Genomic DNA, 12,124 nt, shown 5'->3' on the forward strand with positions numbered 1-12,124 from the left:
CGATGGCCAAGCGTAAGCGCAGAATCCTTCCGGTGATCGCCGTTGCGGTGATCATCGGATTGATCATCGTCGCCCTCTGGTACCTACTCGCCGGACGGTTGCCGAAGGGCCCGGATACTCCGGTGCCGCCGCCGGGGCCGGAAGAGCCGACGTCGCAGCCGGCGGATTGCCCCGACGTGCAGGTCATCGCCATACCCGGCACCTGGGAGTCCTCGTCCACCGACGATCCGTACAACCCGACGGCCAACCCGGTGTCGCTGATGCTCAACGTCACGCGTCCGTTGCAGGAGCAGTTCCCCGGATCGCGCGCCGACGTCTACACCGTGCCGTACGTGGCTCAGTTCTCGAATCCCATCGCTCTACCGCCGGACGGTCAGCAGTCCTACAACAACAGCCGCACCGAAGGTAAAGCTGTCGCCGTACAGAAGATGACCGATGTGAGCGCACGGTGCCCGCTCACCAACTTCGTGCTCGCGGGCTTCTCCCAGGGCGCGGTCATCTCCGGCGACATCGCGTCCGACATCGGCGCGGGTAACGGCCCCATCTCCGCCGATCGAGTACTCGGGGTGACCCTCATCGCCGACGGTCGACGCGACGGAGTCTCGGGAACCGACGTCCCCGGCCCGCTCGACGGCGTCGGTGCCGAGGTGGCACTCGGGGGACTCGACCTGCCCGGCATCACCATGACGGGGCGTCGGGACGGTGGGTTCGGTGCGCTCGACGACCGGACCAACCAGATCTGCGCACCCGGGGACTTGATCTGTGCCTCGCCGTCGGATGGATTGTCGCTGCGCAACATTCCGCAGAGCATCCAGATTCTGATCGGTGCTGCAGGCAATCCCGTGCACGCGTCCTACAACAGTTTTGTCGTCGACGGATCCGGCACGACGGCGACGCAGTGGACGGCGGCATGGGCTGCCGGGTTGATCGAGAATGCCCCGACACCCGCTCATTCGTGAGAACGTGCCGTTTATAACGGACACATCACAACGCGGCGTGTCGCTAGCTATTGCCGCCCACAAACCTGGGCCCGGCAACCCCCAGCCGGTGTGATCCAATCCGGCGAGCGGCTAGAGTGACGCCTTGGACCTGCGCAGATCGGCTCCGGCCGGCTGCTTCCAGCGCCCTACCGACCAGCTGCTTTCAGACCGCTACAACTTCGAAGACCCCCGAGGAGAGCATTAGATGAGTTCCGCCGAGGCCGCGACCGCCGGGCCGCGCAAATTCCGATTCGCTGCAGGCGGAGAGGGAAACGCCGAGGAGGGCGGGGCTCGGAAATTCATCAAGCTGGCGCAACAGGCCGAGGAACTGGGCTACGACAGCTTCATGATTCCCGATCATCTGGGTAATCAGGTCGGTCCCATCGCAGCGCTCGGCGCACTTGCCGTCGCCACCGACAGGATCCGGCTCGGCACGGCGGTGTTGGCGAACGGCTTTCGGCATCCCGCGGTGCTGGCCAAGGACGCGGCGACCATCGATGTGCTCTCGGGTGGTCGACTCGAACTCGGTCTCGGTGCGGGGTGGATGCGCGAGGAGTACGACAAGGCGGGCATCACCTACGACCGTCCGGGAGTGCGAATCGAGAAGCTCGAGGAGACCCTCGAAATTCTCGACGTGCTGTTGCGTGGTCAGGAATGCAATTTCGAGGGCAAGCACTACACGATCTCCGGACTGAAGGGCAGCCCTCGGCCTCGGCAGGGGCCGCGTCCGCCGATCTGCATCGGTGGCGGTGGTCCGAAGATGCTCGCGTTGGCGGCCAAGCATGCAGACATCATCTCCGTGGTGCCGAGCACCTCGAAGGAAGGCAAGCTGCTGCTGTCGGGCATGACCATCGAGAAGACCCTCGAGCGTGTCGAGCTGATTCGTGCGGCCGCCGGGGACCGGTTCGACGACATCGAACTGAACTGGGCGATCACCACCATCGTCGTGACCGACGATCGAGAGCAGATGGCCGAGATGGCGTTGGCCGCGCTCGACAACGGCTACCCGCCGAACGTGGACGTCGACGTCAAGCTGACCGTGGAGGACATCCTGTCGTCTCCGTACCTCGCATTCGGGACGTACGAGGAGATCGCCGATCAAATCCGTAACGTTCGCGCGCGAACGACGATGTCCTATGTCGGGGTTTTCCCTACTCAAATGGAAGCATTCGCACCGGTTGTCGACTTGCTGAAAGGCGAGTGACGAAGGCGCGTGTCGGTACCATGTACCTGGCCTCGAAGCCAGGTGCCAAACCGACACCGGTAGAGCTACTAGTCAGTAACATACAAAGCTGTTCGGTGTCTGCGCTCGTGCAGTCCGGCGTGCGGGTCCACTTCACGCAGGCTGTACGGCAGCGGATTCGTGTCGGAGGAGATTGAAGTAATGAGCCACAATTTCGATGATTTCATCGATGAGAACGGCCACATCACCATCGGTGAAGGGCAAACGCTCGTCCGTCACGTCGAGGTGAACGTTCAAGAAAATTCCGACACGCTGGCGTACCGCTTCGTCGACTACTCCCGCGAGCGTGACGGCGAGGCGCACGAGCTGACCTGGGCCGAGTTCGGAACCCGACTCAAGGCGGTTGCGGCCCGTCTGCAGCAGGTCACCCAGCCCGGTGACCGTGTCGCGATTCTGGCTCCGCAGGGCCTCGAGTACGTGGTCGCCTTCTTCGGCGCGATCTACGCGGGAACCATCGCAGTGCCGCTGTTCGACCCGGACGAGCCCGGCCACACCGACCGTTTGCATGCCGTCCTCGGTGACTGCAAGCCCAGCGCCATCCTCACCGCAGGCAACTCGGCCGCGGGTGTGCGCGCGTTCTTCCGTGCGCTGCCCGCCGCAGAGCGTCCCCGCATCATCGCAGTGGATGCCGTCCCGGACAGCGTGGGCGAGACGTGGGTCGAGCCGACGGCAACGCTCGACGACATCGCCTACCTGCAGTACACGTCCGGCTCGACGCGAACCCCGGCCGGCGTGGAGATCACCCACCGTGCAGTCGGCGTCAACGCGCTGCAGATGGTCGACAGCATGGAGATCAACCACGATTCGCGTGGCGTCACCTGGCTGCCGATGTTCCACGACATGGGTCTGCTCACCGTCATCCTCCCGGCGCTCGGTGGCAAATACATCACGATCATGAGCCCGCGCGCGTTCGTACAGCGCCCGTGGCGCTGGATCAAGGAACTCGCGGCGGTCTCCGACGGCGCAGGCACGTTCGCCGCGGCACCGAACTTCGCGTTCGAGCACGCCGCCCAGCGCGGACTGCCGAAGAACGGCGAGAGCCTGGATCTGTCGAACGTCATCGGTCTGATCAACGGCAGCGAGCCCGTCACGACGTCGTCGATGAAGAAGTTCAACGACGCATTCGGCCCCTACGGCCTGCCGAAGTCCGCCATCAAGCCGTCCTACGGCATGGCCGAGGCCACGCTGTTCGTCTCGACCAGCAAGCACGCCGACGAGGCCAAGGTCGTCTACGTCGACCGCACCGAGCTCAATGCGGGCAACTTCGTGGTCGTCGCCCCCGATGCACCGGGTGCCATCCCGCAGGTGTCCACCGGAACGGTCGCCCGCAGCCAGTGGGCCGCCATCGTCGATTCCGAGACCGCCACCGAGGTTGCCGACGAGCACGTCGGCGAGATCTGGTTGCACGGCGAGAACATCGGTCAGGGCTACTGGGGTCGCGAGACCGAGACCACCGAGACCTTCCACAACAAGCTCGTCCACCGCAACGCCGAAGGCTCGCACGCAGACGGCGCTCCCGAGGGTGGCAACTGGATGCGTACCGGCGACTTCGGCGTCTATCACGACGGCGAGCTCTACATCACCGGTCGCGTCAAGGACCTCGTCATCGTCGACGGCCGCAATCACTATCCGCAGGACCTCGAGTTCTCGGCCCAGGAAGCCAGCAAGGCTCTGCGGCCGGGCTTCGTCGCGGCGTTCGCCGTCCCGCTCAATCAGCTCCCCGACATCGTGTTCGAGTTCAGTGGCGCAGCCCTGACGAAGGACTCGGACGACAGCTCCGAACAGCTCGTCATCGTCGCCGAGCGCGCCCCGGGCTCCGGCAAGGCCGACCCGCAGCCGATTGCCGACGAGGTGCGTACCGCGGTGTCCGCACGTCACGGCGTCACGGTGCGCGACGTCCTCCTCGTGCCTGCCGGTTCCATTCCGCGTACCTCCAGCGGCAAGATCGCCCGGCGGGCCTGCAAGGCCGCCTACATCGAGGGCACGCTCCGCGGCGGATATCAGCAGACGGCGTTCCCGGACGCCGAACTGCCCGACTGATCTCTGGGCCTCCCGTTCCTTCGATACATAGCTTGGTGAGTGATGGCTGAACAAGAGACAGACAAGATTCAGAGTGCGGACGGGACGGACCTCACGGTCGCCCAACTGCGGGATTGGCTACGCAACTGGGTTGCGGACGCGACCGGGCAACCGGCGTCGGCCATCTCCGACGACCGTCCGATGGAGGAATTCGGTCTGTCCTCTCGCGATGCCGTCGCACTGAGCGGGGAGATCGAAGAGCTGGTGGGGGTCACGCTGACCGCCACCGTCGTCTACCAGCACCCCACCATCGCCTCGCTGGCCAAGATCATCATCGAGGGCGAACCCGACGAGCCGGTCGGCACCGTCGACGATGCGTTCTACACCGGCGGCGGACAGTCGGGCGACGCACACGACGTCGCGATCGTCGGCCTGTCGTCTCGCTTCCCCGGCACCGGGCACACTCCCGAGGAGATGTGGTCACTGCTCATCGAGGGCCGCGACGGCATCACCGATCTGCCCGACGGCCGCTGGCAGGAATTCACGTCCGATCCCGTCATCGCTGCCGCCGTGGCCGCGACGGTGACCAAGGGCGGTTACCTCGACGACGTCAAGACCTTCGACGCCGAGTTCTTCGCGATGTCGCCCAACGAGGTCGTCAACGTCGATCCGCAGCAGCGGCTCGCGCTGGAACTGACGTGGGAAGCGCTCGAGCACGCACACATTCCGGCCAGCTCGATCAAGGGCAGCCAGGTGGGCGTCTTCATCGGCAGCTCGTCCAACGACTACCAGCTCATCGCCGTCAGCGACCCGGCCGTGCACCCCTATGCGCTCACCGGCACGTCCACGGCCATCGTGGCCAACCGGGTGTCGTACTTCTACGACTTCCGCGGGCCGTCGATCGCCGTCGACACCGCCTGCTCGTCCTCCCTGGTTGCCGTGCACCAGGCGGTGCGCAGCTTGCGTACCGGCGAATCCGATCTGGCTGTGGCGGGTGGCGTCAACATGCTGCTCGCGCCGCCGATCACCGTGGGCTTCGGCCAGACGGGTGTGCTTGCGCCCGACGGCAAGATCAAGGCGTTCTCGTCCGACGCGAACGGCATGATCCGCTCCGAGGGTGGTGGACTCGTCGTCCTCAAGCGACTCGAAGACGCCGAGCGCGACGGTGATGACGTCCTCGCCGTCATCGCCGGATCTGCGATCAACCAGGACGGCCGCTCCAACGGACTGCTGGCACCGAGCCCGGACGCGCAGGCCGACGCTCTGCGTTTCGCCTACCGCGACGCCGGTATCAACCCGTCGGGCGTGGATTACATCGAAGCGCACGGCACCGGAACCATCCTGGGCGATCCCATCGAGGCCGATGCTCTCGGTCGTGTGGTGGGCCGAGGCCGCGACGCCGACAAGCCGGCCCTGCTGGGATCGGCGAAGACCAACTTCGGGCATCTCGAATCTGCCGCGGGCGCAGCAGGATTGATCAAGGTCGTCCTCGCGATGCAGGCGAACAAGCTGCCTGCGTCGCTGAACTACGTGGGCCCCAACCCGTACATCGACTTCGACAAGGCACACCTGAAGGTCATCCCGGAGGCCACCGACTGGCCGCGCTACACCGGCAAGGCCGTCGCAGGCGTCTCCGGCTTCGGCTTCGGTGGCACCAACGCGCACGTTGTCGTGCGCGAGTACGTCCCGGGTGAGACCGACGGCGCGTTCGACGCCTCGGCCGTCGACCCGGAGGCGGCTCTCGTCGAGGGCCTCACCGATGTGGCCGGTGAGGAACTGCCGATCGTTGCCGATCCGGAGCCTGTCGTGTCGGAGCCCATCGTGTCCGCGGTCGAGACGACCGATCCGGTAGCCGAGGCCGAGACCATTCTGGCCGAGACCACTGTGTCCGATACTGAAACCGGCTCGGAGACAGTGATTCTCGCTGTGTCTGCTGCTTTGCCGTCACGCCGTAAGCGGGCCGCATCGGAGCTGGCCGACTGGCTCGAGACCGAAGAGGGCAGCACGACGCCTCTCGTCGACGTGGGCCGCACGTTGGCTCGCCGTAACCACGGGCGTTCGCGCGCAGTGGTTCTCGCATCCACCACGGCCGAGGCCATCGCCGGATTGCGCGCCATCGCCGCCGGCAAGCCGGGCCCCGGCGTGTTCTCCGCGGATTCACCCGCGTCCAACGGCGCGGTGTGGGTGTTCTCCGGCTTCGGCTCGCAACACCGCAAGATGGCATCGCGGCTGTACCGAACCAACGCCGTGTTCGCCGCCGAGGTGGACAAGGTGGACGAGCTGCTCGTCGACGAAGCCGGATATTCCATCCGCGAGATCATCCTCGACGACTCGCAGACCTACGAGTTCGAGAACTCCCAGGTCGCCATCTTCGTCATCCAGATCGCCTTGGCCGCAACACTTCGCGCGCACGGTGCCGAGCCGTCCGCCGTCATCGGACACTCGATGGGCGAGGTCGCGGCAGCCTACGTCGCCGGAGGTCTCAACCTCGAAGACGCCGTCCGCATCATCTACGCCCGCTCACGGCTGCTGGCCGAGGGCCAGGACGGACTCGGTGCCGCCTCGCAGGGTGCCATGGCGCTGGTGGAGTACACCCCCGACGAGGTCAAGACCCTCACTGATCAGTTCCCGCATGTGGAGCCCTGCGTCTACGCCGCACCGACGCACACCACGGTCGGTGGGCCGCGCGCCGAGGTCGAGGCTCTCGTCGAGATGGCCGAGGCCGCAGGCAAAATGGCTCGACTGCTCGACGTCAAGGGAGCCGGCCACACCGCGGCAGTCGACGTGCTGCTCGGCGAGCTGGCTGCCGAACTGGCCGGAATCGAACCGGGCAAGCTCACCGCCGGGGTCTACTCGTCGGTCGATCGTGAGGCGCACTATCGCGTCGGACATGCGGCGATCCATGGCGTCGACTACTGGACCAAAGGCATGCGCCATCCGGTCTGGTTCACCCAGGCCGTCAATGTCGCTGTCGGAGATGGACATACGACGTTCATCGAGCTCGCGCCCAACCCGGTGGCGTTGATGTCGGTGGCCGCGACCGCATGGGCTGCAGGCGTCGCGGACTCGACGCTGATCCCGACGCTCAAGCGCAAAGAAGACGAGGCAGAGACGTTCCTGGCCGCGCTGGCGCAGCTGTACGTCCACGGGCACGCGCTGGAGTTGGCCACACTGTTCGAGTCCGGCCCGTACGCCGCCATCCCGCGAACTGCATACCTGCGCAAGGAGTTCTGGCTCAACTCGCAGGTCAGCTCCAGCGGTAACACCCGGGTGCCCGGCGCACGCGTCGCGCTGCCCGACGGCCGTCACGTCTGGGAGGTTCAGGCCTCGGCCGTCACCGGATTCGATGCACTCGTCACGGCTGCTGCGTCGCAGGTGTTCTCCGATGTGGCCCTTGGTGTTTCGGTTTCCCATGCTGCGGTGCCGAAGGTGGGCACGGTCGTCACCACACTGACCTCTCATCTCGGTGGTGCATCGGTCCAGGTGCACGCACACGAGGGCTCGGCGTTCACCCTGCTGCACGAGGCCGTCGTCACCTCCGGTGATGTGCGTCCGGAACCTGTTGTCGCCGTCGAGCAGCAGAGCTCTTCGCCCATGGAGGAGTTGCCGGAGGTCGTCGAGACGTTCGGTGACCGTTGGGATCCGAACGGCAATCAGAAGCTCGAAGACCGATTGGCCATCATCGTGGCGGAGTCCATGGGCTACGCGCCCGAGGATCTGCCGCCCGAGGTTCCGCTGATCGAACTCGGTCTCGACTCGCTCAGTGCGGTCCGCATCAAGAACCGCGTGGAATACGAATTCGACATTCCCACAGTGCAATTGCAGGCCGTGCGAGACGCGAACCTGCGTGAGGTGGAGAAGTACCTGCGTTACGCGATCGAGAACCGCGACGAGGTGCAGGCATTGGCCGACAAGCAGGCAGCAGAGAAGGCGGCCGAGCAGGCTGCTGTTGCACCGGCTTCGATCGAGCCTGCCCCCGTCGAGACTGCCCCCGTCGAGGACGATGCTCCTGCCGCCGACGCTCCCGTCGAGAAGGCTGCCCCGGCTGTTGCTGCCCCGGCGCAGACCGACCTCGGCGGCAAGGAAGCGTTCGCCGAAGCCGCCGGTTCCGACGTCCCGCCGCGCGACAATGCCGAGCGGATGACGTTCGCAACGTGGGCAGTGGTGACGAAGGAATCGGCCAAGGGCATCTTCAACACCCTGCCGATCCTCGACGACGAGACGGCCGAGAAGTTGGCTGCTCGTCTGACCGAGCGGGCAGGCGGCGAGATCACCTTCGACGACGTCCTCGACTCGGAAACCATCGAGCAGCTCGCAGACAAGGTCCGCCCGCACCTCGAAGACGGTGAGATCGACGGTGTTGTGCGCAATCTGCGCACTCGCCCCGAAGGTTCCACCGCCACACCGGTGTTCGCGTTCCACTCGGCTGGTAGCTCCACCGTCGCCTACGAGCCGTTGCTGCGGAAGCTGCCGGCAGGCACGCCGATGTACGGGCTCGAGCGGGTCGAGGGGCCCATCGCCACGCGTGCTGCGGAGTACGTGCCGCTGATCAAGGCGATCCAGCCCGAGGGACCGTACGTGTTCGTCGGTTGGTCGCTCGGCGGCATCCTCGCCTACGAGGTGGCGCGTCAGATGGAGGAAGAGGGTATCGAGGTCGCCTACGTGGGGCTGCTCGATACCGTCATGCCCGGTACCAAGATTCCTGACACCAAGGACGAGGTGCGCAAGCGCTGGGAGCGGTACGCGGAGTTCGCCAAGAAGACGTACAACGTCGACTACCCGATCCCGTACGACAAGTTGGTCGACTCCGACGACGAGGGCCAGATTCGGATCATCACCGATCTGGTGAAGCTCAGTGGCGCAAAGATTCCCGGCGGAATCATCGAGCACCAGCGCACCTCGTGGCTCGACAATCGCGCGATCCAGACGGCCGAGCTCAAGGAGTACGGCGGGCACGTGACGTTGTACTTGGCCGACAAGTACCACGACGACGCGATCGCGCTCGAGCCCGCTTATGCCACCCGGGAAGAGCATGGTGGTTGGGGACCGGTGGTCAAGGACCTGGAGATCGTCTACGTCGGAGGCGATCACCTCGCGGTCGTCGACGAGCCGTACATTGGAAAAATTGCGGCCCACCTGTCGAAGACGCTCGAGAACATCGAGTCTGCAAGAACCGGAGCGTAGATTTTGAGTGCCACCACTGCCGAGAAGCTGGCCGAACTACGGGCGAGGCTCGAACTGGCCAAGGAACCGGCCGGCGAGATCGGGGTCGCGAAGCGCGCGAAAAAGGGCATCCCCAGCGCTCGCGATCGCGTCAACTCGTTGCTCGATCCCGGTAGCTTCGTCGAGATCGGTGCACTGGTGAAGGCACCCAACGATCCGGGTGCCCTGTACAGCGACGGTGTCGTCACCGGTCACGGAACCGTCGACGGCCGCCCGATCGCGGTGTTCTCGCACGATCAGACGGTGTTCGGCGGAACCGTCGGCGAGATGTTCGGCCGTAAGGTCGCCGGGATCATGGACTTCGCGATCAAGATGGGTTGCCCGGTCGTCGGTATCAACGACTCCGGTGGAGCTCGCGTGCAGGATGCTGTCACCTCGCTCGCGTGGTACGCCGAACTGGGTCGACGCCACGAAGCGCTGTCCGGCCTGTGCCCGCAGATCTCGTTGATCCTCGGTAAGTGCGCCGGTGGTGCGGTGTACGCGCCGATCAACACCGACATCGTTGTCGCCACCGAAGAGGCGTACATGTTCGTCACCGGTCCGGACGTCATCAAGTCCGTCACCGGCGAGGACGTCAGCCTCGACGACCTCGGTAGTGCCCGCGTCCAGGCCATCAACGGCAACGTCCATCACGTGGCAGCCGACGAGAAGGCTGCGTTCGAGTGGATCCGCAACTACCTGAGCTACATGCCGTCGAGCTGCCAGGAAGAGTCGCCGGTGATCAATCCGGGGCTCGAGCCGGAGATCACCGATTCCGATCGCAAGCTCGACTCGTTCATGCCCGACGCCGACAATGCCGGGTACGACATGCACGACATCATTCTGCGTATCTTCGACGACGGCGAATTCCACGAGCTGTCCGGCCAGACTGCACCGAACGTCATCACCGGATTCGCGCGCGTCGACGGTCGGCCGGTGGGGATCGTCGGCAATCAGCCGATGCACCTGTCCGGGGCGCTCGACGCCAAGGCAGCGGACAAAGCCGCCCGGTTCATCCGCCTCAGCGATGCCTACAACATTCCGATCATCTTCCTCGTCGACACACCCGGCTTTCTGCCCGGCGTAGACCAGGAAACACTCGGTGTCATCCATCGCGGTGGCCGCTTCATCTTCTCGTTCGTCGAAGCGACGGTACCGAAACTGACTGTGGTGATTCGTAAGTCGTACGGCGGCGGATACGCGGTGATGGGCTCGAAGCAGCTCGGATCCGACATCAACCTCGCCTGGCCGACCGCCCGCATCGCCGTCATGGGAGCCGAAGGTGCCATCAACATCATGAGTCGTAAGCAACTCGCCGAAGCAGGCGAGAATGCACCGGCGCTGCGCAAGCAGCTGATCAACTTCTACAACGAGCATGTCGCAACCCCGTGGATCGCTGCCGAGCGTGGCTACATCGACGCCGTCATCGAGCCGTCGCAGACGCGCCTCGAAATCCGCAAGGCCCTGCACATCCTGAAAGACAAGGAAGTGCACAAGAGTCCGCGTAAGCACTCGTTGCTCCCGATCTAGCCGGACTGGAGGGGGTGGTCCTTCGTACGCGGGGTCGCTCCGCTCCCGTTCGCGTCAATGGACCACTGCACCGGTCAGACGTATGCAAAGGTCCATTCACGCATCCTCTTGTTCGGTGTCAATGAACCACTGCACCGGTCAGACGTGTCCGGTGGTCCATTCACGCGGTCGATTCGCGCGGAACCATCACCACATCCGGTCGAGGTCTGGCCAGGGCGTGTTGGTAATTCATCCGTAAGTCGTCGAGCACCTGTGTCGGCCGATCGCGGATGTCTTGCGGTGAATGGGAAACGACGATCAGTCCGTGTGCTTGCATTCGGTTGCGTCGTGCTTGTGTCCGCTGGTAGTCGGCCGGTGACAGATGGTGGGTCACGGAATCGACCTCACGTGCCAGTGCCACGGCGTCGATCCACCCGTCGGTGTTGGCGATGAACTCGCCGCTCCGGGCGTAGATGTCGCAGTTGTGTGTCATCGCAGGCAGCCCGCTGGTTCGGTACAGTCGCTGGTCTTCCAGTTCCGCCACCGAGTGCGCGTTGTCGCGCAACTCGCGGAGTACTCGACGGGTGAGCGCGCTGTAGCGACGCGGGCCTTCGGCCAGTTCGATGGCGACCTGATCGATGGTCACGCCGCCCCTTTGGAGCACCTCGGTCAACAAGGCGACGCACCGTGCCTCGGATTTCGCGGCCCGTGTGGCGTCGACCAATGAACGCACCAGAGGAGCAACTCGGATGCTGCCCTTGGCTATCGGCTCGGGAAGCCGCCACGTCCGCTCGGCTCGGACAAAAGACACCGATGCCCGACGCATCTCCGCGGGTAGCAGTAGATGAACCTCCCCGGCGGATCCGTTGGTGCCGTATCCGAACGAATCGAGTCCGACGCAGCCGCTGATCATGCTCTTCGGTCCGCCGTATGCGAGCGCCGCGGCTGACCGCTCGAGTGTCGACGGATGACCGTTGCGCAGCAGTACGACACCCGGTAGCAATCGCTGCCACGGACCGCCGGCTGCGCACCTGCCATCGATCGCTGCGTCACTCACGCCCGCCTCGCGAAGCTGCCGGCGCGTCACGACGCCGATCGAGCTCAGGTCGAACAATGATTCTGCATTCCACAGTCGTCTTCTCATGCCCGAAGAGTGGAATTCGACACCGAC

General features: G+C 65.0%; 6 protein-coding genes. 5 read left to right on the forward strand and 1 reads right to left on the reverse strand.

Annotation, left to right across the window (positions count from 1 at the left end; genetic code table 11):
• Positions 1-2: 2 nt before the first annotated feature.
• The 5 genes from CH305_RS09720 (at position 3) to CH305_RS09740 (ending at position 10,974) form a co-directional block, all read left to right on the forward strand.
• The gene (locus tag CH305_RS09720) at positions 3-959 is read left to right on the forward strand and encodes a cutinase family protein (protein ID WP_032381082.1); all 957 of its coding nucleotides are present in this window, start codon (positions 3-5) and stop codon (positions 957-959) included.
• A gap of 226 nt (positions 960-1,185) precedes the next feature.
• On the forward strand, positions 1,186-2,184 hold the full coding sequence (locus CH305_RS09725; RefSeq protein WP_094703533.1) for an LLM class F420-dependent oxidoreductase: 999 nt from the start codon (positions 1,186-1,188) through the stop codon (positions 2,182-2,184).
• Positions 2,185-2,364: 180 nt separating this feature from the next.
• Positions 2,365-4,263, forward strand: coding sequence for a long-chain-fatty-acid--AMP ligase FadD32 (fadD32, locus tag CH305_RS09730; RefSeq protein WP_032405394.1), 1,899 nt, complete (start codon positions 2,365-2,367; stop codon positions 4,261-4,263).
• Between the two features lie 42 nt (positions 4,264-4,305).
• A complete protein-coding gene (gene pks13 / locus CH305_RS09735; RefSeq protein ID WP_094703534.1) occupies positions 4,306-9,426 on the forward strand; it encodes a polyketide synthase Pks13 in 5,121 nt (1,706 codons plus the stop codon).
• Between the two features lie 3 nt (positions 9,427-9,429).
• Positions 9,430-10,974: an acyl-CoA carboxylase subunit beta gene (locus tag CH305_RS09740; protein WP_032405392.1), complete on the forward strand. Its 1,545-nt coding sequence runs from the start codon at positions 9,430-9,432 to the stop codon at positions 10,972-10,974.
• A 160-nt stretch (positions 10,975-11,134) separates the two neighbouring features.
• Here the strand turns inward: CH305_RS09740 and CH305_RS09745 are convergent, their stop codons facing one another.
• Positions 11,135-12,097, reverse strand: coding sequence for a hypothetical protein (locus tag CH305_RS09745; RefSeq protein ID WP_094703535.1), 963 nt, complete (start codon positions 12,095-12,097; stop codon positions 11,135-11,137).
• Between the last annotated feature and the right edge of the window lie 27 nt (positions 12,098-12,124).

This window comes from Rhodococcus sp. 15-649-2-2, assembly GCF_002258645.1.
Classification (GTDB): Bacteria; Actinomycetota; Actinomycetes; order Mycobacteriales; family Mycobacteriaceae; genus Rhodococcoides.

Coding starts and splice junctions, on each gene's coding strand:
- pks13 (WP_094703534.1), top strand. CDS start 4,306: ATGGCTGAACAAGAGACAGACAAGATTCAGAGTGCGGACGGGACGGAC.
- fadD32 (WP_032405394.1), top strand. CDS start 2,365: ATGAGCCACAATTTCGATGATTTCATCGATGAGAACGGCCACATCACC.
- CH305_RS09725 (WP_094703533.1), top strand. CDS start 1,186: ATGAGTTCCGCCGAGGCCGCGACCGCCGGGCCGCGCAAATTCCGATTC.
- CH305_RS09745 (WP_094703535.1), bottom strand. CDS start 12,097: ATGAGAAGACGACTGTGGAATGCAGAATCATTGTTCGACCTGAGCTCG.
- CH305_RS09720 (WP_032381082.1), top strand. CDS start 3: ATGGCCAAGCGTAAGCGCAGAATCCTTCCGGTGATCGCCGTTGCGGTG.